Source organism: Halalkalicoccus sp. CGA53 (assembly GCF_036429475.1).
Lineage (GTDB): Archaea > Halobacteriota > Halobacteria > Halobacteriales > Halalkalicoccaceae > Natronorarus > Natronorarus salvus.
Genome location: NZ_CP144125.1, coordinates 3530291 through 3555067, shown reverse-complemented (window position 1 = coordinate 3555067; position 24777 = coordinate 3530291). Strand labels below are relative to the sequence as shown.

General features: G+C 68.9%; 23 protein-coding genes. 17 read left to right on the top strand and 6 right to left on the bottom strand.

What is annotated here, in order from left to right; all coding sequences use genetic code 11:
* Positions 1-22 precede the first annotated feature (22 nt).
* From V2L32_RS19930 to V2L32_RS19910, 5 genes are all read left to right on the top strand, one after another.
* Positions 23-937: a CoA transferase subunit A gene (locus tag V2L32_RS19930; protein ID WP_331234360.1), complete on the top strand. Its 915-nt coding sequence runs from the start codon at positions 23-25 to the stop codon at positions 935-937.
* Positions 934-1698, top strand: a complete 765-nt coding sequence (locus tag V2L32_RS19925; RefSeq protein WP_331234359.1) for a CoA-transferase subunit beta — start codon at positions 934-936, stop codon at positions 1696-1698. The genes V2L32_RS19930 and V2L32_RS19925 overlap by 4 nt, the downstream gene beginning before the upstream one ends.
* 51 nt (positions 1699-1749) lie before the next feature.
* Positions 1750-2931: a CaiB/BaiF CoA transferase family protein gene (locus V2L32_RS19920; RefSeq protein ID WP_331234358.1), complete on the top strand. Its 1182-nt coding sequence runs from the start codon at positions 1750-1752 to the stop codon at positions 2929-2931.
* A gap of 3 nt (positions 2932-2934) precedes the next feature.
* Positions 2935-4077: an NAD(P)/FAD-dependent oxidoreductase gene (locus V2L32_RS19915; protein WP_331234357.1), complete on the top strand. Its 1143-nt coding sequence runs from the start codon at positions 2935-2937 to the stop codon at positions 4075-4077.
* A gap of 233 nt (positions 4078-4310) precedes the next feature.
* On the top strand, positions 4311-5051 hold the full coding sequence (locus tag V2L32_RS19910; protein WP_331234356.1) for an SDR family NAD(P)-dependent oxidoreductase: 741 nt from the start codon (positions 4311-4313) through the stop codon (positions 5049-5051).
* Between the two features lie 119 nt (positions 5052-5170).
* Here the strand turns inward: V2L32_RS19910 and V2L32_RS19905 are convergent, their stop codons facing one another.
* The gene (locus V2L32_RS19905; RefSeq protein WP_331234355.1) at positions 5171-6715 is read right to left on the bottom strand and encodes a class I adenylate-forming enzyme family protein; all 1545 of its coding nucleotides are present in this window, start codon (positions 6713-6715) and stop codon (positions 5171-5173) included.
* Between the two features lie 96 nt (positions 6716-6811).
* Between V2L32_RS19905 and V2L32_RS19900 the strand changes: the two genes are divergently transcribed.
* Together V2L32_RS19900 and V2L32_RS19895 are read left to right on the top strand one after the other, a co-directional pair.
* Positions 6812-7951: an acyl-CoA dehydrogenase family protein gene (locus V2L32_RS19900; RefSeq protein ID WP_331234354.1), complete on the top strand. Its 1140-nt coding sequence runs from the start codon at positions 6812-6814 to the stop codon at positions 7949-7951.
* Between the two features lie 52 nt (positions 7952-8003).
* Positions 8004-8729 carry a cyclase family protein gene (locus tag V2L32_RS19895; protein WP_331234352.1) on the top strand — a complete coding sequence of 242 codons (726 nt, stop codon included), beginning with the start codon at positions 8004-8006 and terminating at the stop codon, positions 8727-8729.
* Positions 8730-8759: 30 nt separating this feature from the next.
* Here the strand turns inward: V2L32_RS19895 and V2L32_RS19890 are convergent, their stop codons facing one another.
* On the bottom strand, positions 8760-9794 hold the full coding sequence (locus V2L32_RS19890) for a zinc-dependent alcohol dehydrogenase (protein ID WP_331234351.1): 1035 nt from the start codon (positions 9792-9794) through the stop codon (positions 8760-8762).
* A gap of 99 nt (positions 9795-9893) precedes the next feature.
* On the opposite strand from V2L32_RS19890, the gene V2L32_RS19885 reads away from it, so the two are divergent.
* From V2L32_RS19885 to V2L32_RS19860, 6 genes are all read left to right on the top strand, one after another.
* On the top strand, positions 9894-10460 hold the full coding sequence (locus tag V2L32_RS19885; protein WP_331234350.1) for a hypothetical protein: 567 nt from the start codon (positions 9894-9896) through the stop codon (positions 10458-10460).
* 67 nt (positions 10461-10527) lie between these two features.
* The gene (locus tag V2L32_RS19880) at positions 10528-11667 is read left to right on the top strand and encodes an acyl-CoA dehydrogenase family protein (RefSeq protein WP_331234349.1); all 1140 of its coding nucleotides are present in this window, start codon (positions 10528-10530) and stop codon (positions 11665-11667) included.
* 86 nt (positions 11668-11753) lie between these two features.
* Positions 11754-12656 (top strand): 3-hydroxyacyl-CoA dehydrogenase family protein, encoded by a 903-nt coding sequence (locus V2L32_RS19875; RefSeq protein WP_331234348.1) that lies wholly within the window; start codon positions 11754-11756, stop codon positions 12654-12656.
* On the top strand, positions 12653-13459 hold the full coding sequence (locus tag V2L32_RS19870) for an enoyl-CoA hydratase/isomerase family protein (RefSeq protein WP_331234347.1): 807 nt from the start codon (positions 12653-12655) through the stop codon (positions 13457-13459). The genes V2L32_RS19875 and V2L32_RS19870 overlap by 4 nt, the downstream gene beginning before the upstream one ends.
* Positions 13460-13636: 177 nt before the next feature.
* Positions 13637-14809 (top strand): acyl-CoA dehydrogenase family protein, encoded by a 1173-nt coding sequence (locus tag V2L32_RS19865; protein WP_331234346.1) that lies wholly within the window; start codon positions 13637-13639, stop codon positions 14807-14809.
* A 359-nt stretch (positions 14810-15168) separates the two neighbouring features.
* The gene (locus V2L32_RS19860) at positions 15169-15960 is read left to right on the top strand and encodes an IclR family transcriptional regulator (RefSeq protein ID WP_331234345.1); all 792 of its coding nucleotides are present in this window, start codon (positions 15169-15171) and stop codon (positions 15958-15960) included.
* Positions 15961-16042: 82 nt separating this feature from the next.
* On the opposite strand, the gene V2L32_RS19855 is transcribed toward V2L32_RS19860, so the two are convergent.
* Positions 16043-17341, bottom strand: a complete 1299-nt coding sequence (locus V2L32_RS19855) for a nickel pincer cofactor-dependent isomerase, group 22 (protein ID WP_331234344.1) — start codon at positions 17339-17341, stop codon at positions 16043-16045.
* A gap of 115 nt (positions 17342-17456) precedes the next feature.
* Between V2L32_RS19855 and V2L32_RS19850 the strand changes: the two genes are divergently transcribed.
* From V2L32_RS19850 to V2L32_RS19835, 4 genes are all read left to right on the top strand, one after another.
* Complete coding sequence (locus tag V2L32_RS19850) at positions 17457-18587, top strand: mandelate racemase/muconate lactonizing enzyme family protein (RefSeq protein ID WP_331234342.1); 1131 nt, start codon at positions 17457-17459, stop codon at positions 18585-18587.
* Entirely contained in the window at positions 18584-19801 is a 1218-nt protein-coding gene (locus V2L32_RS19845; protein ID WP_331234341.1) for a mandelate racemase/muconate lactonizing enzyme family protein, read from the top strand. Before V2L32_RS19850 ends, V2L32_RS19845 begins: the two co-directional genes overlap by 4 nt.
* 98 nt (positions 19802-19899) lie before the next feature.
* Complete coding sequence (locus tag V2L32_RS19840; protein WP_331234340.1) at positions 19900-20103, top strand: hypothetical protein; 204 nt, start codon at positions 19900-19902, stop codon at positions 20101-20103.
* A 54-nt stretch (positions 20104-20157) separates the two neighbouring features.
* Positions 20158-21336 (top strand): CaiB/BaiF CoA transferase family protein, encoded by a 1179-nt coding sequence (locus tag V2L32_RS19835; RefSeq protein WP_331234339.1) that lies wholly within the window; start codon positions 20158-20160, stop codon positions 21334-21336.
* Between the two features lie 15 nt (positions 21337-21351).
* On the opposite strand, the gene V2L32_RS19830 is transcribed toward V2L32_RS19835, so the two are convergent.
* The 3 genes from V2L32_RS19830 to V2L32_RS19820 all read right to left on the bottom strand — a co-directional run bounded on the left by V2L32_RS19830 (position 21352) and on the right by V2L32_RS19820 (position 24735).
* On the bottom strand, positions 21352-22992 hold the full coding sequence (locus V2L32_RS19830) for a thiamine pyrophosphate-binding protein (protein ID WP_331234338.1): 1641 nt from the start codon (positions 22990-22992) through the stop codon (positions 21352-21354).
* A 127-nt stretch (positions 22993-23119) separates the two neighbouring features.
* Positions 23120-23530 carry a Zn-ribbon domain-containing OB-fold protein gene (locus V2L32_RS19825; RefSeq protein WP_331234337.1) on the bottom strand — a complete coding sequence of 137 codons (411 nt, stop codon included), beginning with the start codon at positions 23528-23530 and terminating at the stop codon, positions 23120-23122.
* On the bottom strand, positions 23527-24735 hold the full coding sequence (locus tag V2L32_RS19820; RefSeq protein ID WP_331234336.1) for a thiolase family protein: 1209 nt from the start codon (positions 24733-24735) through the stop codon (positions 23527-23529). Before V2L32_RS19820 ends, V2L32_RS19825 begins: the two co-directional genes overlap by 4 nt.
* Between the last annotated feature and the right edge of the window lie 42 nt (positions 24736-24777).

Below are 24777 nucleotides of genomic sequence, written 5' to 3'. Positions count from 1 at the left end.
GCGATCTTCGGTCGAGACGAGCATGAGCGAACTCACCACGATGCGGGAGGCCGTCGAGCGCGCGGTCTCCGACGGCGACCGGATCTACCTCGCGGGTTTCACCCACCTCATCCCGTACGCCGCGGGCCACGAGATCGTCAGACAGGGGATCTCCGACCTGGATCTCGTCAGGGCCACTCCGGACCTGATCTACGACCAGATGATCGCCGCGGGCTGTGCCCGGAAGGTGACGTTCTCCTGGGCGGGCAACCCCGGCGTCGGAAGCCTCCCGGCGTTCCGACGCGCGGTCGAAGAGGGCGTTCCGAACGAGGTCGAACTGGAGGAGTACACCCACTTCGGGCTGATCGCCGCCCTGCACGCGGGGGCGGCGAACCTCCCGTTCGCCCCGCTGCGCGGGTTCATCGGCTCCGACCTCCCCGAACACAACGAGCGGATCGCGCGGATCGACAGCCCGTTCGGCGACGACTCCGTCTACGCCGTCGCGCCGATCGAACCCGACGTCGCGGTGATCCGAGCCCAGCGTGCCGACCGGGACGGGAACGCTCACCTCTGGGGGATCCAGGGCGAGCAGGCGCTCGCCGGGCTCGCCGCCGAGCGGGTGATCCTCACGGTCGAGGAGCTCGTCGACGAGGCGACGATCCGGAGCGATCCGAACCGAACCCTGATAACCGGCGACGACGTCGATTTCGTCGTCCACGACCCCTACGGCTCGCATCCCTCCTACGCGCAGGGCTACTACGGCAGGGACAACGAGGCGTACCTCGAGTGGGCCGAGGTCGCCGCCGACCCCGACCGGACCGACGCCTGGCTCGACGAGTGGGTCTACGGCGTCGAGCATCGACGCGAGTATATCGAGAAGCTCGGCGCCGAACGGCTGCTCGACCTCGACCCCGACCACGCCTACGCTACGCCGGTCGACATGGGGGCGTACCGATGAGCTACACGAACCGCGAGCTGATGGCGGTCGCCGCGGCGCGCGAACTCGAGAACGACGACCGCGTGCTCGTCGGCATCGGGATGCCGAACCTCGCGTGTAACGTCGCGAAACGGACACACGCCCCCGACCTCCGGATGGTCTACGAGTCCGGTACCGTGGGGTCGAACCCCGACTCGCCGCCGCTTTCCATCGGCGACCCGAACCTCGCGTCGGGCGCGCTCGCCGTCCAGCCGATGCTCGACGGCTTCCAGTACTACCTGCAGGCCGGTCGCCTCGACGTCGGCTTCCTCGGCGGCGCACAGATCGACAGGTTCGGGAACATCAACTCGACGGTAATCGGCGAGTACGACGATCCGATCGTCCGACTCCCGGGAAGCGGCGGGGCCTGCGAGATCGCCTGTCACGTCGATCGGACGCTCGTCGTCACGCCGCACACGGAGCGACGGTTCCCCGAGGAGGTCGACTTCGTGACGAGTCCCGGCTACGTCGGCGGTCGCGAGGGTAGAGCGAAACTCGGTCTCTCGGGCGGCCCGGAGGCGATCATCACCGACCTCGCGGTCTGTCGGTTCGACGCGAGCGGCGAGCTGTTCGTGGACACGCTGCACCCCGGCGTCGAACGGAGGGAGGTCCAGGAGAACACCGGGTGGGACCTCGCGTTCGCCGACGAGCTCTCGGAGACGCCGACCCCCGACGAGGAGGAGCTCCGGCTGCTCCGCGAGGAGCTCGACCCGGAGGGTCGTCTCATGGGCGAGCGCGACTGAACGGTCGAACTCACCGGCGGGGTTTATCACGTTTCGCGACACAGCCGATCCATGCAGCCGTTAGAGGGCGTGACGGTCGTCGATCCCTCGCAGGCGATCGCCGGCCCGCTCGCGACGCAGATCCTGGGCGACCTCGGCGCGGACGTGGTGAAGATCGAACACCCCGAGCGCGGCGACCTCTGTCGGGGGTTCACGCCCGACTACGGATCGATGTCGGCGTACTTCGTGAGCCTCAACCGGAACAAACGCGGGGTGACCCTCGACCTGACGACCGAGGACGGCCAGCGTATCCTGCGGGAACTCGTCGACGGCGCGGACGTCTTCGTCCAGAACTTCTCGCCGGGACGCGCGGAGAAGCTCGGGGCGAGCTACGAGGAGCTTTCTGCCGTACAGGAGGACCTGGTCTACTGCGACGTCTCGGGCTACGGCGAGGAGAGTCCGTACAGCGATCGGAAGGCGTTCGACATCGTCCTCCAGGGACAGTCCGGGCTGATGGGGATCACCGGCCCGGCGGGCGGCGAACCGGTCCGGGTGGGCACATCTCTCTCGGACATCTCCGCGGCGATGACCGCCACGTACGCGATCCTGACCGCGCTCTATCACCGCTCGAACACCGGCGAGGGACAGTACATCGACATCTCCTTACTGGACACGAGCTTCCAGTTCCTCCTCTATCACGTCACCAACTACTTCGCGACCGGGGAGAACCCCGAGCGGATGGGGTCGAAACACCCGAACCTCGCGCCGTACCAGGCGTTCCGGACCGCGGACTCCTACATCGTCATCGGGGTGGTGAGCGAGTACCAGTGGCCGGGGTTCTGCGCGGCGATCGACCGCGAGGAGTGGGTCGACGACGGACGGTTCGCGACGTTCACGGAGAGGGTGGCGAACCGCGAAACGCTCGACGCACTGCTCGACGACCTCTTCGAGACGCGGAGCACCGAGGCGTGGATCGACCAGCTCCAGGAGCACGGAGTACCGTGCACGCCGGTCAACACGGTCGAGGAGATCGTCGAGGACCCGCACATCGAAGCCAGGGGGATGATCGCGGAGGCCGAACACCCCGATCACGGCACGTTCAAGATGGCCGCGAACCCGGTGAACTTCTCGACGCTCGAGACCGATCGCTGTGACCCGCCGCCGACGCTCGGCGAGCACACGAGCGAGGTGCTCTCGGAACTCGGCTACTCGCGGAGGGAGATCGAGGAGCTCGAGGGGCGCGGGGTGCTCTGAGCGGTGGATAGGTATGAGGTGATCGTCGTCGGTGCGGGCGCGATCGGCTGTTCGATCGCGGCGGCGCTCGCGCCGGACCACGACCTCCTCGTGCTGGACCGGACGGGCGTCGCTGCGGAGGCGACCGGACGGTCCGCGGGGCTGGTCTCGCCGACGCTCTTCTACGGGGATCTTCCCGGGGCGGCGCGACACGCGAACGACGCCTTCCGAGAGCTCGACGGGACCGGGGCGTTCTCGTTCACCGGGTGGCCCCGACTCGACTACGTGACGCCGCAGGACGAACGCGAGGCGAGAGAGACCGCCGAACGGCGCTCCGAGGCGGGCTTTCCCGTCGAGTACCTCGCTCGCGAGGAGGTCGAACGGCGGTATCCGGCCGCCGACCTCGGGTCGTTCGCCGGTGCGGTCCGCTACGAGGACACCGGCTGGGTCGATCCGGCGACCTACGCGCGGACGCTTCTCGACGTCGCGCTGGACTACGGGGCGGACGTGGAGTTCGGCACGACCGTCGGGAGTCCCTCGGTGTCGGGGGGCGCAGTCGACGGGGTCGAGACGGGCGGGGGGAGCTACGAGGCCGACCGCGTCGTCCTCGCGGCCGGCTACCGGACGTCGGCGCTGCTCCCGGGTGCGGCGGTCCCGATCCGTCCGTACCGGACGCAGTGTGCCACCCTCGATCCGGGTTCCGAGGTCGAAGGGACGCTCCCGATCGGCCGGGTCGCGAGCGAGGGGCTCTACTTCCGGCCGGAACATGGCGGCGAACTGCTGGTCGGCGGCCGTCACGACCCGATCGACGAGCCGGAAACCGCGAGCGAGAGCGCCGACGAGTCGTTCCTGCGAACGGTCGCGGCCGAGGTGCCGGGGCTGCTCCGGGGGTTCGAGGGCGCGAGGGTGGTCGGCTCGTGGGCCGGCGTCGACGTGGGAACCCCGGACGGTCGACCCGTGATCGGCCGCCCGAACGGCGTACCGGAGGGCGCGCTCGTCGCGACCGGGTTCAACGGCCTCGGGATCACCCTCTCGCCGGTCGCGGCGGAGCTGGTCCGTTCGCTCGTCGCCGGGGAGGAGTGTCCGTTCGAGACAGCGCCGTTTCGCGCGAACCGGTTCGAGACCGACCGAGCGGAGTTCGCCCTCCGCTCGACCGCGGACCTCTGATCCGGACGGTTGTAACTGGATACCGGCGATCGCCAGAACGGGTCGGCGATCACCGGGATGAGACTACGACGGTCCGCACGACAGGGATCGGCGTAGCCGATCGGATCTCGGAGGGACGTGTATCCCCGGTGTCGTTCGGTTCGCGATCGAGGAACCACGAGCTTTTACGGTGAGCCTGCGAGTTGGCTTCCGCCTGACGAAGCTATTAGCCCCCTCGCGAGAGAGGGAGAGCCATGCCAGCAGCGCTCGTCACCGGGGGGTCGCGCGGGATCGGCCGTGCGATCGCGGCACGCTTCGCGGCCGACGGCTACGACGTCGCGGTGAACTACCACAACGACCGGGAGGCGGCCGAGACGGTCGTCGGGAGGATCGAGGGGGAGACCGCGAACGACGCGATCGCCGTTCGGACGGACGTCGCGGACCCGGACGCGGTCGATGGGATGGTCGCGGAGGCGGTCGAGCGCTTCGGCGGCCTCGATCACGTGGTGAACAACGCGGGCGTGAACAGCCACCGCTTCACCCCGGAGCTGTCGATCGAGGAGTTCGATCGCGTACTGAAAACGAACGTCACCGGCTCGTTCGCGGTGACGAAGGCCGCGCTCACGCACCTTCGCGAGTCGACGGTTCCAGCGGGACCGTCGGTCACCTACCTCTCCTCGCGGATCGCCCACACCGGCGCCGCGTACGAACCGCACTACGCCGCATCGAAGGCCGGGGTCATCGCGCTGATGAAGAGCCACGCGTCGGAGTTCGCCCCCGAGATCAGGGTGAACGCCATCGCCCCCGGCTTCGTCGAGACCGACATGACCGACCGGACGAACACCGAGTCGGACAAGGAGGATCGACGCGAGGCGATCCCGCTACACAGACTGGGCCGACCCGGAGACATCGCCGAGGCGGCCGCCTACCTCAGGGACGCGGAGTTCGTCACCGGCGAGACGCTCGACGTCAACGGTGGGCAGACGATGCGGTGAGACCGCCACCGCTCGTTCGCTCGGGGAGACCACGGGTTCGTACGGACTGCTGTAGCTGTGTACCGGGGAGACCGCGGGCGGGTCGCGATCGCTCTGAACACGACGTACAGCAGTCCGTATCACCCGTCCGTGATCGAGTCGAGCAGCGTCCGGCGGTCGATCTTGTCGCTCGCGGTCGTCGGCAACGACTCCCGGAAGACGTACCGGCGGGGCCGTTTGAACGACTCGATCGCCGACGAGTCGAGGAAGAACCCCTCCAGCTCCTCCGCGGAGAGCCCCTCGTCCCGCGGGACGACGACCGCGGTGACGACCTCTCCCCAGCGGCCGTCCGGGACCCCGACGACGGCGCCGGTCACCACTCCGGGATGGGAGTGGAGCACGTCCTCGACCTCCGCGGGGTAGACGTTCTCGCCGCCGGTGACGATCATGTCGTCGGTCCGGTCGACGAAGTAGAGAAAGCCCTCTTCGTCCCGGCGGACGAGGTCGCCGCTTCGGTACCAGCCGTCGACGAACGTCTCCTCCGTGGCCTCCGGATCCCGCCAGTACTCGGTCATCGTCGTCGCGTTCCTGATCAGGAGCTCGCCGACCTCGCCTGGCTCGCAGGTCGCCTCCGGGTCGGACTCGTCGGGGTCGACGACCCGGACAGTCGCCTTCGGGACCGCCCGGCCGATACTCCCCAGTTTCCCGTCGTGGAACTCGGGAAAGAGGATCGTCCCGAAGACCATCTCGGTCGTCCCGTAGGCGTTGACGAACGCGCAGTCGGGCATGTGCTCGCGACAGCGGTGGGCGACCGACGCCGGCATCGCCGAGCCGGAGTACTGGATCATTCTCACACTACCGAGGTCGCGCTCTCCGATCGACCCCTCGTCGACGAGCGCCCGGACGTGCGTCGGGACGCCCCACATCGCGGTGATCCCCTCGGACTCGATCAGGTCGAGCGTTGCGGTCGGGTCGAAGCCGTGGCGGATCACGTTCGTCGCGCCGACGGAGAACGCGGGGAGGACGTTACAGAGCAGCGGCCCGACGTGGTAGAGCGGGCCGAGCGCGAGGTTGACGTCGGTCGGTCGAAACCGGTTGTAGGGCAGACAGACCAGTGCGGCGTCGACGACGTTCCGGTGGGTGTGGACGACGCCCTTCGGCCGCCCGGTCGTCCCGGAGGTGTAGAGCAGCAGGGCAGGATCGTCCTCGGCGATCGGCGCCGGATCGGCCGCTCTCTCGCCGAACAGCGAGTCGTAGGTGTGGTCGACGGGAGACTCGTTCCCGGCACCGACGCCGATGGAGACGGGTGGTCGATCCTCTGCCTCGAGCGTCCGCAGCGTCCCGATGCCGTGTCGATCGACGACCACCCCGGTCGAGCCCGCGTGATCGAGGACGTACGCGAGCCGGTCGGGCGCGACGCGGGTGCTGATCGGGTTGCAGACGATCCCGGCGTGCGCACAGGCGAACAGCAGTTCGAGGAACTCGACCGAGTCGCCGACGAGGACGGTGAGCCGATCGCCGCGCTCCATTCCCTGATCCGCGAGCCCCGCCGCGAGGTCGCTCGCACGCCGATCCAGATCGACGAAGCTGCGCCGTTCGCCCGCCCTGGGATCGACGAGCGCCTCGCGGTCGGGAGTTCGAGCGGCCACCTCCGAGAGCGTCGTGCGGAGGGTCGAATCGTTCACGCCTCGCGGTATCGCGACCTGCCGTAATAACGGTGCTGACGCGATCCGTTCGACCGCCCGCGGTAGTTATGTCGCCGGCGTCCGACCGGTGAGACGATGCGAACGAACGACGCGCCGCTCTCCGAGGACCACCACGACCACCGAGAGCGCGTCCGGCGGTTCTGCGAGGACGAGGTCGACCCACACGTCGAGGCGCACGAGGCCGAGGGGATCTTCCCGTCCGAACTCGTCGAGCGGGTCGCGGAGGCCGGCTTTCACGGCGTGCAGTACCCGACCGAGTACGGCGGGCTGGGCCTCGACTACCGGTCGTACGCGATCACGATCGAGGAGCTCGCCCGGAGCTGGAAGCTGCTCGCGGGGACCGCCTCGGTCGCCGCGAGCCTCGTCGGCTACCCGATCCACGAGTTCGGCGCCGAGTGGCAGCGAGAGGAGTGGCTCGGGGCGATCTGTTCCGGCGAGTGGCTCCCCGCGCTCTCGCTGACCGAACCGGAGGCGGGAAGCGACGCGGGATCGCTCTCGACGACGGCGACCGCCGAGGGCGACGAGTACGTCCTGGACGGCGAGAAGGTATGGACGACCAACGGCAGCGTCGCGGATTTCCTCCTCGTCGGCGTCCGGACCGGGGACGGGATCGGCCTCGTCGGAATCCCCGACCCGCAGGGGAGAGAGGGGATCGAGATGGTCCGGGACATCCCGTGTATGGAGGGCGAGGCGTCGGTCGAGACGGAGATCCGGTTCGACGGCGCACGGGTTCCGAGGGAGTACCTGGTCGGCGAGGCCGGACGGGGGCTCCGCTACGTGCTCGAGGGCCTCGACGTTGGTCGGATCGGGACCGGCGCACAGGGCGTCGGCGTCGCACAGGCGGCGTTCGAGGCGAGCCGCGGGTTCGCCGACGAGCGCGAGCAGTTCGGCCGGCCGATTCGCGAGTTCCAGGGGATCTCGTTCAAGCTCGCGGACATGGCGATCGAGGTCGAGGCCGCGCGGCTGCTCACCCTCTCCGCGGCCGCGAAACGCGACCGGGGTGAGCGGGTGACGAGCGAGGCGGCGATGGCGAAGACGAAGGCGACGGACGTCGCGATGGACGTTACGACGGAGGCGGTGCAGGTCCACGGCTCTCGGGGCTACTCGCGGGAGTACCCGCTCGAACGGTACATGCGCGTCGCGAAGGGGATGCAGATCTACGAGGGGACCAACGAGATCAACCGGTTGGTGATCGCGAAACGGCTCTACGAGTGATCAGTCCCGGGGCCGAGAAACCGTTATGGGCCCTCCTCGCGCAGGTGCGGGCGTGTCACGAGTCATCGACCTGACCGCGAGGATCGAGGAGGGAATGGCGAACCACCCGAGCCACGGCCGGAGTCCGCTCTTTCTCCCCGGAACCAGAATGAACCACGACGAGGCCGAGGACACCTGGCGGGGGAAGGGCGTCGAGGACCTCTCGCTCGTCAACGGCTTCGTCTTCATCGCAGAACACAACGGCACCCACATCGACGCGCCGTACCACCTCCACAGGGATGGAAAGACGATCGACGAGTTGGCACTGGAGGAGTGCCACGGCCCCGGCGTCTGGCTCGACGTCTCCGAGGTGGGCTCTCGGGGGCTGATCGGTCCCGAACTCCTGGACCTGGCCGTCGAGGAGGCGGACGTCGACATCCGTCCTGGCGACGCGCTCTTGCTCTCTACCGGGTGGGACGCACACCTCCCCGGGGACGAGGAGACGTACCTCGGCGAGCACCCGGGCCTCTCCGCCGACGGCGCGCGCTGGCTGCGAGAGCGGGAGGTAAGCCTCGTCGGGATCGACTGTGGGAACGTCGACGTCGCCGGCGAGGTTTCGATGCCGGCACACCGGGTACTGCTGCGCGACGGCGCGCCCGAGGAGTACACCCTGATCGTCGAGAACCTCCGGAACATCGACACCGTTCCCGCACACCGCTTCACGTTCAGCGCGGTCCCGTTGCCGCTGTCGGGGGCGACCGCGAGTCCGGTCCGGGCGTTCGCGGTGGTCGAGGACTGATCCGATTCGTCTCTCCGCTACCGCGACCCGCTACGGGTGGAGCGTCACCTTCACGCCCCGGCGCTCTCTCACGGCCTCGAACCCCTCCTCGTACTCCGAGAGCGGGAAGCTGGGGCCGATCGCTGGCGAGAGATCGGTGCGTTCGGCGACCGCGAGCGCGCGTCGCCAGCTGGAGTCGCGTCTGCCGTAGACCGGGGTGAACCGCAGACTCTTCCTGACGAACTGGTTGAGGTTCGCGGGAACCGTCTCGTGGCCGTGGTAGATGCCGATCTGGACGACCTCACCGCCGCGACGAGTCGCCTCCGTCGCGAGCGCGAGCGCGTCGGGGTGGCCCGACGCCTCGACGAAGACGTCGACCTCCTCGTCGAGGCCCTCCTCCGCGGTCACCGCGCGCGTCGCGCCCAGTTCCTCGGCGAGTGGGAGTCTCCGCTCCCTGTCGGCGTCGGTACCGACGACCGTGACCGGCCCCGCACCGCCGGCGACGAAGTCGACGAGCGCGCCGACGCCCACCGCGCCGGGGCCGGTGATCGCGACGCTGTCGCCGGGTTCGAAGCCCGAGCGCTCGACGCCCAGCATCGCGAGCCCGAGCAGTTCGAGGAAGACCCCCTCGTCCGGGTCGAGGTCGCCGATCGGGTAGAGCGTCTCCTGGGGGACGACCGCGTACTCCGCGAGCGCGCCGTCGAGCTCCGTGTCGAGGCCGATCAGCCGACGCTCCTCGCAGAGTGCGGGTGAGCCCGACCGGCAGTACCGGCAGTGGCCGCAGCCGACGAACGGCTCGACGGCGACGCGTTCGCCCTCGCCGAACCGCTCGACGTGTTCCCCCACAGCGTCGATCACGCCCGCGAACTCGTGGCCGAAGAGCTGCGGTAACGCCGGTTCGTAAAAACGCTTGCTCTCGTGCCAGTCGTATATCAGCGCCTCCGCCCCGCCGTCGATGCCGACCGACTCGACGCGGATCCGGACCTCGCCGGGTCCTGGCTCGGGGATCGGAAGGCTCTCGAGCTCCATCCCCGGACCGACGTCGGTCTTGAGCAGTGCCCGCATCTCGCCGTCGCGCTCGCTCATACCCGCCCCACGCGACCGCCGCCCATAATACCGGTCGGTCGCCGACCGCCGATCACGGCTCGACGGTCCGTTTTTGTTCCTGGCACACGAGGACCCCGTATGGACCAGCGAGAACTCGCGAGCCTCGGGATACTCGGGACGCTCGCCGAACGGGAGGTCGCGACGGTCGACGAGGTACACGACTCGCTCCACCACACGTTCGGTCGGTACTGGGGTGCGAGCACGGGTATCCTCTCGCCGACGGCCTCACAGCTCGTCGACGACGGCCACGTGGAGGTCGTCTCCGGGGCCGAATCCGTCGGTCATCGGATCACCGACGAAGGGTTCGACCGGCTCCGGGCGCTCCTGCGGGAGCCGGTCGAGGACGTCTCACACCCCTCGTTCCGCCCGCACCTGATGATGAAACTCGGCTTCCTCCACCACCTGCCGGCGGGCGAGCAGCGCGAGGAACTCGACGGCCTGCGGGAACAGCTCCACGCCGCCCGCGACCGGCTGCTGACCGCCGATCAGTCCCACGAGACGGAGGGAACCGACTCGGAGGGTGTGGGCTACCGGAGCGAACTGATCGATCTCAGGGTACGCATCATCGACGCCTTCGTCGACTGGCTCGACCGGGTAGAGCCGGCTCCGGGCGACGGTTCGACGGCGTCGGATCCGGCGAGCTAACCGGGCGCTCGCCTCGGGGTGTCCGTCCCACCGGTACCCTTTACCCGGTCGACTCGGTACGACGTGCATGGCATTCTCGCTGTCGGACGAACACCGGGCGATCCGCGGGGCGGTTCGCGAGTTCGCGGAAGAGGAGATCGTCCCGGTTGCCGAGGCCCACGACCGGGAGAAACGCTACCCCGAAGTGATTCGGCGCGAGGCAGCGGAGTACGACTTCGTCGCGCCGAACATACCGCTCGAGTACGGCGGCGCGGGGATGGACAAGCTCTCGACGGTGCTCGTCGTCGAGGAGCTCTGGCGGGCGGACCCGGGGATCGGTTCCGCGGTCGGCAGCGCCGGCTTCGGGACGGACATGATCATCGAGTTCGGCGACGAGTGGATGAAAGAGGAGTGGCTGCCGCGGATCGCAGCCGGAGAGTCGGCGTCCGCCTCGGCGATCTCCGAACCCGCCCACGGCTCGAACGTCGCGGGGATCGAGACCCGCGCCGAACGCGACGGCAAGGAGTACGTGATCAACGGGACCAAGACGTGGATCACCAACGGAACCGTCGCGGACGTCGCCGTCGTGATGGCGAAGACCTCCCCCGACGAGGGCCACCGCGGGATCACGGCGTTTCTCGTCCCCACCGACACCGAGGGGTTCCGTCCGACGAAGATCGACAACAAACTCGGCATTCGCGCCTCCGACCTCGCTGAGATCGTCCTCGACGACGTTCGGATACCCGAGGAGAACGTCATCGGGGAGGTCGACCGGGGGTTCTACCAGCTGATGGCGTTTTTCGCCTCCGGACGGACGAACGTCGCCGCGCAGGCGGTCGGCGCGGGCCAGGGCGCGCTCGACGCGGCGACCGAGTACGCGAACGAGCGAGAGCAGTTCGACCGGCCGATCGCGGAGTTCCAGGCGATCCGGCACAAGATCGCCGAGATGGCGACGGCGGTCGAGGCGGCCCGCTCGCTGACCTACCGCGCGGCGACGGCCGTCGACGAGGACGACCAGGAGACCGCCGCCCGGTTCTCGAGCATGGCGAAGCTGTTCGCCTCGGAACGAGCCGTCGAGGTGGCCGACGAGGCGATCCAGGTCCACGGCGGGGCCGGCTACGTCACCGACCACCCGGTCGAGCGATTTTACCGCGACGCACGGATCACGAAGATCTACGAGGGCACTTCCGAGATCCAGAAGAACATCATCGCGGACCGACTGCTCTGAGACGCCTTCCGACCGATCGACGCCGAGGAGCGCGCCCTCGTGGCCGGGAGGGAACGATTTTTATCCGCACTCCGATTCCACCCGTCATGCACGTCGCCGTTCTCGGCGCGGGAAGCATGGGACACGGGATCGCACAGGTCTCGGCGATGGCCGGTCACACCGTCTCGCTCAGGGACGTCGAGCGGGAGTTCGTCGATCGGGGGCTCGACGGGATCGAGGGGAACCTCGCCGGCGGCGTCGAACGCGGGAAGGTGAGCGAGGCGGAGATGGAGGCGACGCTCTCGCGGATCGAGGGGACGACCGACCTCGAGTCGGCCGTCACCGACGCGGATCTGGTCGTCGAGGCGGTCCCCGAGGAGATGGAGCTGAAGAAGGAGCTGTTCGAAGACTGCGAGGCGTTCGTCTCCTCTCGAACCGTACTCGCTTCCAACACCTCCTCGCTCTCGGTCAGCGAGATGGCGAGCGGGCTGGCCTCACCCGAACGGGTCGTCGGCCTCCACTTCTTCAACCCGCCGCACATCATGGAGCTCGTCGAGGTCGTGATCGCCGAACAGACCGACGGACGTACGGAGGAGTTCGCGGTCGAGTACGTCGACGGACTGGGAAAGGAAGCGGTCGTCGTCCGCGACAGCGCCGGCTTCGCGAGCTCCCGGCTCGGCCTCGTCTCCGGTCTGGAGGCGATCCGGATGGTCGAGGCGGGGGTCGCCGGTCCCGAGGACGTCGACCGGGCGATGCGGCTGGGCTACGGCCACCCGATGGGGCCGATCGAACTCGGCGACCACGTCGGTCTGGACGTTCGCCTCCACATCGCCGAACACCTCCGGGAGGAACTCGGCGAGCGGTTCCGACCGCCACAGCTCCTCCGCCGGAAGGTTCGGGCGGGCAAGCTCGGGAAGAAGACCGGCGAGGGCTTTTACCTCTGGGACGAGGGCGAGCGTGTCGGCGTGAGCGGGGAAGGGGACACGAACCGGGGCGGGAGCGAACGATGACGGATCTGGAAGACGGGTACGACCTCCTCTCGGTCGACGTCGGCGGGCACGCCGAGCGCGTGGCGACGGTCACGATCGACCGGCCGGAGGCGCGAAACGCGCTCAACGGACAGGTCCGGGCGGAGCTGATGGACGCGATCGGAGCGGCGGAGGCGGACGACGGGGTGCGAGTGGTCGTCCTCACGGGTGGGGAGGGGTCGGGAGCGTTCGTCGCGGGCGCGGACGTGAGCGAGCTACGAGAACGGGACATGGTCGAGCAGCGAGAAGCGAGCGCGGCTCCCAGGATCTACGAGACGGTCGACGAGGCTACCCTGCCGGTGATCGCCCGGATCAACGGCCACGCGCTCGGCGGGGGCTGCGAGCTGGCGCAGGCCTGTGACGTCCGCATCGCCGTCGAGGGTGCGAAACTCGGTCAGCCAGAGATCTCGCTCGGGATCATGCCCGGCGGGGGCGGCACCCAGCGGCTGACACGGCTCGTCGGCGAGGGGCAGGCGATGCGGCTCGTCCTCTCCGGTGAGATCATCGACGCCGAAGAAGCCGCCCGGATCGGACTCGTCGACGAACTCCGTACCGAGGACGAACTCGACGAGCGCGTCTACGGCCTCGCGGGATCGATGGCCGAGAAGAGCCCGCTCGCGCTCGAACGCGCGAAGCGGGCGATCCGTGCGGCCTCGCGGATGGGCCTCGACGACGGGCTCGCCTACGAGTCCGAACTGTTCGTCCAGCTCTTCTCGACCAGGGACAAGAACGAGGGTATCGACGCGTTCTTCGAGGGCCGGGAGCCGGAGTTCGAGGGTCGGTAGGGATCCGAGACCGACACCCGATACCACGAGCGGTCGTCGACTATATACCGGGATGGTGAGATCGGAATCCTCCCGACGAGGTCCCTGCCGACGGCCTCCGTACCGAACGACCGATCTCGGTAGTATTCGTTTTCGGGTCCGGGCAGATTGAAGTCGATGGGGGGCGATCCCGGATCTATGGAGTTCACCTTCGACGAGGAACGGCGACTCATCCGGCGACAGATCCGCGAGCTCTGTGCGGAGTTCGGCGACGAGTACTGGCGCGAGCGCGACCGGCGCCACGAGTACCCCGAGGAGTTCTTCGACGCGTTCGCCGAGGGCGGCTGGTGTGGCGTCACGATCCCGACCGAGTACGGCGGCCAGGGCTACGGCGTGCAGGAGGCTGCGATCGTCCAGCAGGAGATCGCCCGCTCGGGCGCGGCGATGGCCGGCACCTCGGTGACCTCCCACCACGTCTTCAGCAGCGCGCCACTCGTCGCGTACGGGGACGAGGCGCACAAAGAGCGCTACCTCCCGCTCGTAGCCGACGGCGAGGTGCAGGTCTGTACGGGCGTGACCGAGCCGAACGCCGGGCTCGACACCTCGCGGATCGAGACGACCGCCGAGCGGACCGAGTACGAAGAGTACCGGGTGACGGGCCAGAAGATCTGGACCTCGAAGGCGGGGGAGGCCGACCTGATCATGCTGCTCGCCCGGACGACCCCGCGCGAGGCGGCCGACCGCTTCGGCGGCCTCACGCTCTTCTTCACGGAGTTCGACCCGGAGCACGAGGCGATCGAGGTGAGCGAGATCTCGAAGGCCGGTCGCGGCGCGTCGCCCTCGTACGAGGTCTGGTTCGACGGCTACTCGATCCCCGCCGAGGACCGGGTCGGCGAGGAGGGCGCGGGCTTCCGGTACCTCCTCTCGTTCGCCAACGCCGAGCGGATCAGTCTCGCGGCCTGCTCGATCGGGACGGGCCAGCGTGCGATCGAGAAGGCGGCGTCGTACGCGAGCGAGCGGGTCGTCTTCGACGCGCCCATCGGGAGCTACCAGGCGGTCCAGCACCCGCTCGCGGACTCCTGGAGCAAGCTCGAACAGGCCGACCTCATGCTCCGGAAGGCGGCCTGGCTCTACGATCGCGATGAGGAGTGTGCGGCGGCGGCGAACGCGCTCAAGCTCCGGGCGAGCGAGGACGCACTGGAGGCCTGCGAGCGCGCGATCCGGGTCCACGGCGGGATGGGCTACGCGAAGGAGTACGACGTCGAGCGGTACTGGCGCGAGATGATGATCAACGTGCTCGCGCCGGTCTCGAACGAGATGGTGAGAAACTACATCGGCCAGCACGTCCTCGGGATGCCGCGGTCGTACTGACCTGGACGGTGAAGAGCGCCCGAAATTCCGACCGACGGAAACGATCGCTCGAACGGGCTTGATCTCCGTCAGGTCAGGGGCCGCTCTCCCGCGGAACGAGATCCCTTCCGGTGCGTACCTGTGGGTCGTTACAGGCGTATCGCTGTCAGAGCGATCCGATCACTACCGCTCTGCCGTGGTCGGCCCGGTCGGACCTTCCGGGGAGCGGAATCCAACCGTGTCCGATCCGGGAAGGGACTCGATGAAAGGAACTCTCGTCCGACAGCAATTCGCCATACGACGGGATCTATCCCCTCCGGCCGAACGTCAAACGTTCCGCAGTACGGAATCTATTTCCCCCTCGGCGAGAGTGTTCGATCATGACCGGGCGCGACGAGCGGATACAGAGCACGGAGACGAGCTTCGAGATCATCCACGCGCTCCAAGAGCGCGGCCCGTCGCGGCTCTCCGAGATCGCGGCGGCGCTCGACCTCGCGGAGTCGACGACCCACCGCCACCTCAACACCCTCGCGGACCTCCGGTACGTCTCGCGGGCTGGCGAGCGCTACCAGATCGGGCTCCGGTTCGCCCGCCTCGGACGGGCGGCACAGACGCGGGATCCGGCCTACCGGATGGCCGAGCCGTACGTTCGGACGCTCGCGGAGGAGACCGAAGAGCGCGCGCAGTTCGTCGTCGAGGACCACGGGCTCGGGATCTACCTCTTCATGGAGACGGGCAGCCGGGCTGTGCGCGTCGGCTTCGGGGTCGGTCGCCAGATCCACCTCCACTGTTCGTCGGCCGGGAAGGCGATCCTCGCACACTACCCCAGAGAGCGCGTCGACGCCATCCTCGACCGGTGGGGGCTGCCCGCGCACACCGAGAACACGATCACCGATCGCGAGGCGCTCTACGGGGAACTGGAGCGGGTCAGAGAGCGCGGGTTCGCCTACAACCGCCAGGAACACATCCGGGGGCTGAACGCGGCGGCCGTCCCGGTCCAGCGTGAAGGGTCGGTCCTCGGCGTGCTGAGCGTCTCCGGCCCCTCTCACCGGCTGAAGGGTGAGCGCTTCGAACGCGAGATCCCGGACACGATGCTCGCCACCGCGAACGAACTGGAGCTGAACGTCCTCTACGCCGACGGCGACAGCGCCGAGGACCACGTCGTCGAGTGATACGGACGGTTGTGACTGGTCACCGGTGATCGCCGACCCGTACTGGCGATCACCGGTAAGAGACTACAACCGCCCGTATGCGTCAGGCGGGAACGAACCGTACCTCGCCGTCCTCGAAGGCGAGTCGTTCGCGGTCGAGAACCGACGTCCTCTCCGAGAGTTCGGGGACGAGCGCCTCCGAGATCCGCAGCTCCGCGAGGTCGGTCGTGTTCTCGATCCAGACGACTCGCACGGTCTCGGCGTCGTAGCCCCCGAGCGAGTTCAGCGCGATCCGGAGCGCGAGTTCGTCGTCGGGCGCGACCACCGGGAGCTGTGCCTTCGCGAGCGAGCCGCTCGTGAGCGCGTTCGCGTACGTCTTCTGCAGGTCGAGCTGGTCGATCGCCGCCTTTCGGGTGATATCGGCGAGGCCGATCCCGTTTCCGTTGCCCTTCGTCCCCTCGGTCAGCCCACGCGCGTAGATCAGGTCGATCGCCGGGGTCTCGGGGTCCGGCGCGTTGAGCACGCGGTAGCGGCCGATCACATTCGTGTCCATTCCCGCCCCGGAGACCTCCTTGCCGAGTTCGTCGACGACCAGCAGGTCGATCTCGTCGGTGGGCAGCGTCGCCATCTCCGCTTTCGCCCGCTCCAGCAGCGCCGGTTCGCGTTCCTCGAACTCGTCGCCCGGGATCGCCTCGACGAGCGCGGTCTCCTCGTGGAAGTTCTCGACGAGCGCGATCCCGCCGACCAGCGGGACCGCCTCCCGAAGACGGGAGAGCGCCGCCTCGAGCGTCGGCACGTAGCCGCGGTCGATCGCGGTCGAGTGAAACGCCCGCGCGCCGTGCTGTTTCCCGAAGCCGACGACGGCCATCTTACAGAGTCCGCTCTCGATCCGCCCGCCGAAGTTGGTGTGCGGCTTCACCCGGTTGATCGGCAGGAGGGCGTCGGCCTCGAGCGCCGCCTCCGCGACGTAGACCGCCATCGTCGTCCCGCGGACGTCGACCTCGCCCACCTGCTCGGCGTCCATCCGGGCGTCTATCGGCGCGCCGACGCGCTCCTCGGTGATCCCGAGCACCTCGAGCACCTCCCGCTGGCCGGCCGGCGTCGCCCCGCCGTGGCTCCCCATCGCCGGGACCAGGACCGGTTCGAGCCCCCGGTCGCGGAGGCCGGCGACGACTGCGGTCGCGACCTCGTCGATCGCGTGGATCCCCCGGCTCCCGACGCCGACGGCGACGGTCGCGCCCGGGTCGAGTTCCGAGAGCGGGAGCTGATCCAGCTCCGATCGGGTCGTCCCGTGGACGTCGGAGACGGTCTCGGTCGGCGGGTCGTAGCGCACCCGCGCGAACTCGGGGAACGGCTTCGGCTCGAGGAGATCGGCCACCTGGGATCGATCGGGAAACTCCATACCCGGCCCAACGGACCCCGGGATATAGACGGTTGGGTCGGTTCTCCTCGATAGAGTTCGGAGAAACACTTGCCTGCGCGGGAAGCTATTTCACACCGCCTCCCGGTGTGGGGCCATGGAGATCGCAGACGTCGAGTCGTTCCCCGTAGCGATCCCGCTCGAGACGCCCGTCTCGTTCTCGAACCGGACGATCACCTACCGCGATCACGCGATCACGTACGTCCGGACGAGAGAGGGACGAGAGGGCGTCGGCTACTCGCTGGGCTACGAGGGGGCGGGACTGATCGCCGACGCGGTCGAGTCGATGCTCGCGCCGTTGCTCGTCGGCGAGGACCCGCGGGACACCGAGCGGCTCTGGCGCGAGATGTACGACGGCAACGTCCAGATCGGGAGGACCGGACTCTTCCTCCGGGCGATCTCCACCGTCGACATCGCGCTCTGGGACCTCAAGGCGAAGGCCGCCGACCAGCCGCTCTACAAGCTACTGGGCGGCTACGCCGACTCGGTCCCGTCGTACGCCAGCGGCGGCTACTACCGCGACGACAAGGGCCACGAGGGTCTCCGCGCGGAGATCGGGCGGTATCTGGCCGAGGGCCACGACACGGTGAAGATGAAGGTCGGGCGGCGATCCGTCCCCGAGGAGGTCGAGCGTGTCGCGGCGGTGCGAGAGGAGATCGGTCCCGACCGGACGCTGCTGCTCGACGCGAACGGGAAGTGGGCGAACGCCACCGAGGCGATCCGGGCGTGTCGCGCGTTCGAGCCGTACGACCCGTACTTCATCGAGGAGCCGGTGATGATCGACCGAGTCGAGACGATGGCGGCGGTGAACGACGCACTCGGCTATCCAGTGGCGACGGGCGAACTCGAGGGGACGCGACACAACTTCGCGCGCCTGCACGATACGGGTGCGGCGACGATCCTCCAGCCCGACGCGACGGTCTGTGGCGGGATCACCGAGTGGCTGAAGATCGCCCACCACGCGGCGGCCTACGACGTCCCGATCGCGCCACACTACAACTGGAACCTCCACTCGTCGCTGGTCGGCAGTATCGAGAACGGGCTGTTCGTCGAGTACTTCTACCGAGACATGGACGTGAAGGTGTTCGACGACATCGTCAGTGAGCCGCTCGCGCCGGACGACGAGGGTTTGATTTCCCTCCCGAGCGAGCCGGGCCACGGCGTGCAGCTAGACGAGCGGGCGGTCGAGGGGTTCAGGGAGACGGCGGACGAGGTAGACAGAGAATGAGGGATTATTCGAACCACGCAACGAACCGGGCGGAATCGCGCGACGTCGCAATCACGGACATCCGGACCTGCGTCGTCGAGGGCAACTTCGAGTGGAACCTGATCGAGATCGAGACCGACGCCGGGGTGACCGGCATCGGCGAGTCCTACCGTGGCGGGGGCGTCCCCGAACTCGTCGAGTACACGAAACGGTTTCTGATCGGGGAGAACCCGCTCGACGTCGAGCGGCTGTTCAGGCGGATCGTTCAGGAGATGTCGGGACACGGCGGGACGACCGGGAAGGTCGTCACCGCGGCGTCGGGCATCGAGATCGCGCTCTGGGACGCCGCGGGGAAGATCCTCGACCTGCCGGTGTATCAGCTGCTGGGGAGCAAGTTCCGCGACGAGGTGCGGATCTACTGCGACTGTCACGCGGGGGAAGCGTACGCCGTCGAGGACGGTTACACCGAGTACGCCGACGCCGACGCCTACTCCCCGGAGGCGTACGCTGCCGAGGCACGTCGCGTCGTCGACATGGGGTTCAGTGCGCTGAAGTTCGACCTCGACATGGAGATGGACAACGATCCGGACCCGACGAACGGCCGGCTCTCGAACGCGGCGATCCACCGGAAACGGGAGATCGTCGAGGCGGTGCGCGAGGAGATCGGCTACGAGGTCGACCTCGCGTTCGACTGTCACTGGGACTACTCGGTCGAGAGCGCGAAGCGACTGGCCTACCAGCTAGAGGAGTTCGAACTGATGTGGCTCGAGGACCCCGTCCCGCCGGAGAACATGCGCGCACAGCGCGAGGTGACGGGGGCGACGCGGACGCCGATCGCGACCGGCGAGAACCGGTTCAGAGTCCACGAGCTCTCCGAACTCCTCTACGAGCACGGCGTGGACGTGATCACGCCGGATCCGACGACCGTGGGCGGGCTCGCGGAGACGATGCGGGTGGCGGATCGGGCGGAGGAGAACTACATCCCGATCTCGCCGCACAACGTCTGTTCCCCCGTGGGAACGATGGCGTGTGTCCACCTGGGGGCTGCGATCGCGAACTTCGACGTGCTCGAGTACCACGCGCTCGAGGTCGAGTGGTGGGACGACCTGGTGACGCGCGAGGAGCCGCTGATCGACGAGGGATACATCGAGGTACCCGAGACGCCCGGGCTCGGGATCGAGCTGGACTACGACGTCGTCGAGGAGCACCGACTGTCGGGGACCGAGGGCTTCTGATCCGGGTTCGCTAGGGTCTCGATCCGGGGCGGACCGTCTCCGACCGGCGCCCGGCGTCGAGAGGTGGATTTAAGAGCCAGTCGGCCGAGGATCGGTGTATGTCCTCCGAAGGCACGGGCGAAGGGGCGGCCGGCGGCCGGGTCACCGAGACACTCGATCGGCTCCAGGCGGTCTACGACGACGCGATGGCGGAGGTTCGGACCTACACCCCCTACCTGGTGCGGGCGATCGAGGTCGTGCTCGCGCTGGCGCTGCTCGGCTACCTCGCCCACTGGCTCTACTGGTTCTCGACCGCGGCGTGAGCGAGGGTGTGACGCAGGGGTTATATATCCCGCCTCGGTATCGACGCGCATCCGATGACCGACGCCACCGACAGCCACCCGCTCTCCGACGTGCGGGTCCTCGACTGTACACAGATGCTCTCGGGCCCGTTCGCGACGCAGCTGCTCGCGGACATGGGCGCGGACGTGATCAAGATCGAACGGCCCGAACGGGGCGACATCACCCGGAACATCGGCGACGAGCTGGAGGCGGGCGGGGTCACCGCCTACTTCGCGTCGCTGAACCGGGGAAAGCGGAGCGTCGAACTCGACCTCTCGAGCGAGGAGGGGGCGGCGGCGTTCTCCCTGCTTGCCGACGAGGCCGACGTGCTCGTCGAGAACTACCGGCCGGGGACGATGGAGAAGTGGGGTCTCGGCTACGAGGAGCTCCGGTCGGCCAACGAGGACCTGGTCTACTGCTCGATCTCGGGCTTCCTCGACGGGCCGTACCGCGACCTGCCGGCGTTCGACATGGTCGCGCAGGCGCTCTCGGGGAGCATGAGCGTCACCGGGGAGGCAGACGGTCCACCGGCGAGACCGGGGATCCCCATCGGCGACATCTGTGCGGGGATGTACGCCGTGATCGGGGTGACGACCGCGCTCTACCGGGGTAACGGCGGGTACGTCGAAGTGCCGATGTTCGAGGGGCTGGTCTCCTGGCTCACCGAGCGCGCGGGCCGCACCTTCGCCACGGGCGAGCCCTACCCCAGGCTGGGAACCGTCCACCCCTCGCTCGCGCCGTATCGCGCGGTCGAGTCCGCAGACGGCTGGTTCGCGCTCGCCATCGGCAGCGACGACACCTGGCGCGCGCTCTGTTCGGCGATCGACAGGCCGGAGCTCGCGACCGACGAGCGGTTCGTGACGAACGCCGACCGCGTGGCGAACCGAGAGGCGCTCGCGGATACACTCGGGCCGATCTTCGAGGAGCACTCGGCCGAGGAGTGGTTCGCACTCTTCCGGGAACACGGCATCCCGGGCGCTCCGGTCAAGGACACCCGTGAGGTGTTCGAGGACGAACACCTACTGGAGAGCGGTACCCTCGACGAGATAACGGTCGGAGAGGTCGAGTTCCCGTACCCGGTCTGTCCGATCGAGTTCTCGATCGGGGGGATGCGGTCGGGACACACCCCACCGCGACTCGGCGAGCACACCGAGGCGGTGCTGTCGTCGGTGCTCTCCCCGGAGGAGCTCTCTGGGGTCGGCGGGGACGACTGACGCCGATTCGACCGTTCAGTACGGAGGGAACCCGGGGCGGGCAACCCCGGGATCGGTCCGGACATCGAGCACGAGCGGGACCCCCGGTTCCGACGCGAGGTACTCCTCGACGACGGCGAGATCGGAGCGAGCGCGGACGAGCGCCGCCTCGCAGCCGAACCCTTCCGCGATCGAGACGAACTCGGGGCTGTCGTAGCTGCTCGCCGTCTCGCGGTCGTACTCGAGGCGCTGGCGGTGGCGGATGATACCGTAGCTCCGGTCGTTGAGTACCGCGACTATCAGTGGTAAGCCGAGTCTCGCGCCCGTCTCTAGCTCCTGGATCACCTGCATGAACGCGCCGTCACCGGTGTAGCAGACGACCGTCCGGTCGGGATCGGCGGCCGCCGCGCCCAGCGCCGCCGGCAGCGCGTAGCCCATCGTCCCGAAGTTGCCGTTGACGAGGACGCTCCCGCCCTCTCCGATCTCGTGGAACACGGCGGGAAATCCGGTGTTGTTCCCCGAGTCCACGGCGACGATCGAGTCCCCCGGCACCGCCTCCGAGAGCGCGAGCGTGAGCTCTCGTGGGTCGATCTCGTCCTCCGTGTCGGTGAAGCCGTCGGCCCAGGGATCGGGCGCGCCCGCGATCCGCCCCTTGACCCGGTCGGCTCGATCCGGGTTCGATCCGACCCGGTCGGTCAGCGCCTCGACCGCCGCCCGGGCGTCGGAGACGAGGCCGACCCTCGGTACCCGGTGTGTGCCGATCGCCTCCTCCGAGAGGTCGACCTGAATCACGTCCGCGTCGGCGTAGAGTTCGCCGTAGCGGCTCACCTTCCCCGAGAGCGTCGCGCCGACGGCCACGAGGACGTCCACCTCACGGAGCAGGTCGTCGTTCGCGGGCGTCATGAACGTGCCGCCGATCCCGCTGACCAGCGGGTGCGAGTCGGGGAGCACGCCCCGGCCGAAGTAGGTCGTCGCGATCGGCGCGCCGATCCGTTCGGCGAGCGCCGCGATCGCCTCGCCCGCGTCCGATCGAGCCGCGCCGCCGCCGGCGAGGATCGCGGGGTGCTCGGCACGCTCTAGCAGCGAGACGGCCTCCGAGAGCAGTCGTCCGTCCGGCCGGGGTCGCTGGCGCGGTCGGGGGACCGGCTCGTAGCTCTCTCCGGGTGCCAACGCGCGCTGGACGTCGCTCGGGAGTTCGACGAGGACCGGACCGCTTCGGGTGCGAGCCCGGTCGAACGCTCGCGAGAGCGACTCGGGGAGCGTCGCGGGCGTCTCGACTCTCGTTCTGTAGACCGTGATCGGCTCCGCGAACGTCCGGTGATCGAGGTACTGGAGCGACGTCTCTCGCCCCTCGGCGCCGGTGTCCCCCACCAGGACCACGAGCGGGACGTCGTCGCGGTCGGCCGCCGCGATGCCGGTCGCGCCGTTCGTCACGCCCGGACCGTGGGTGAGCGTACAGACGGCGACCTCGCCGGTCGTTCGGGCGTAGCCGTCGGCCATCGAGACGGCCGCCTGTTCGTGACGCGCCTGTTCGAAGGAGAGTTCCGAGTCGTTCACCGCGTCGAGCAGGTGGGCGTTGCCCTCGCCGATGACGCCGAAGAGCGTCCCGATCCCCTCGGCGACGAGCGCGTCGAGGGTGTAGTCGCTCCCGGTGGCGGTCGTGGCACTGTCGGTCATACTCCGGGCTGCGGAGGCCACCGCCCTCACCGTTTCGGTCGAGGCCGGAGTCGGCGCCGTGGACGAGGGAGACCTACGGGCGGACACGTCGGGCACCGTCGAGCCAGCAGCCGCCGCACGACCCGGCTCACCGCGGACGGAACACCGGGATCGCGAGTCCCGCTCCCAACGGCTCGAACTCCACGACGACCGACATTCCGACCTCGACGTCCTCGACGTCGCAGCCGACGACGTTCGTCAGCATTCTCGGACCCTCCGGAAGCTCGACCGACGCGACGACGTACGGGATCACCGGCTCGAACGCGCGGTGTTCGGTCGCCCGGCGGATCACCGTGTACGAGTGGACCTCGCCGGTGCCCTCGGCCTCGATCCAGCCGGGTGCCTCGGCGTGACACGCCCGACAGACCGGTCCTGGATAGAGCTGCCGGTGGCTACAGGACCCACACTCCTGGACGAGCAGCCGGTCCTCGGCGGCCGCCTCCCAGAAGGTCGCGTCGTGTTCTGCCTTCGTGTCCGGGAGCGGTCGGTCGTCGATCACGCCGACACCCCCCGTTCGAGGACCATCACGGAGTTCGCCGCGAGCACGCCGTCGTAGTTCGCGGAGACGCCGCCGATGCCGGTGACGATCCCCCATTCGGCGTCGGGGACCTGTCCCTCGCCGCCCTCGCCGCGGAGCTGTCTGACCCCCTCGACGAGCTGGAGGAACCCCCCGGCGACGCCTGCCTGGCCGGCACAGAGCTGGCCGCCGCCCGTGTTCAGCGGGACCTCGCCCTCGACGCCGAAGTCGGTCTCCGCGACGAACCGGGCGGCCTCCGTCGGTCGACAGAGACCGATTTCGATCATTTCCATCGTCACGACGATCGGGTAGTCGTCGTAGAGCTGGTAGAAGTCCGCCTCTCGTGGGTCGAGCCCCGCCATCCCGAACGCCCGGCGGGCCGCCGGCTCCATCCCGATGGTGGTGAGCGTTTCGTCCCTGGGGACCGACGGGCTGTGATTGTGACCGACGCCGGCGATCGACACCGGATCGGTACCCAGTTCTGCGGCCCGCTCTGGCGTGGTCACGAGCGCGCCGAAGCCCGCGTTGACCGGGATGACGCAGTCGAACAGCCGGATCGGGTCGGCGATCGGCTCCGAGTCGAGGTAGGTCTCGAGGTCGACCTCCTCGCGGAGGTACGCGAGCGGGTTGGCCGCCGCGTGCCGGCGCTGGGCGACGTAGATGCGACCGAGGACCTCGGGGGACGTCCCGTAGCGCTCGGCGTGACGGCGCTGGGCGAGCGCCGCCTCCGCGTTCGTCCCCTGGACGCCGAACGGGTCCTTGTAGTTCCGCTGGAGGCCGCGGGGATCACGGGGGAATACCTCGCCCCCGCCGCCGGGGACCTTCGGGGTGTCGGCCCCCAGACAGAGTACGGTCTCGACGACGCCCGCGTCGACGGCCATCGCGGCCTGCGCGAGCAGGGGGACGGCCTGTCCGCCGCAGTGGTCGGTCGCCGTGATCCACGCGAGATCGCGAAAGCCGAGTTCGTCCGCGAGCAAAAGTGGGTAGCGGTACGGGGTCTCGACCGAGGGCCGGGCGACCCCGAGCCCGTCGACCTCGTCGGCGTCGAGGTCCGCGTCCGCGAGCGTGAGTCGGGCCGCCGTCGCGAGGTACTCCTCTAAGTCGTAGGCAGGCTGGTCGTTTCTCGGGCTCGGTCTGCTCTTCTCGGTCTCGCCGATGCCGGCGATCACCGCCTCCTCGAACGCCATTTCCGTGACTGACGGTACCGGGTCCCAATAAGGGTGTGGGTG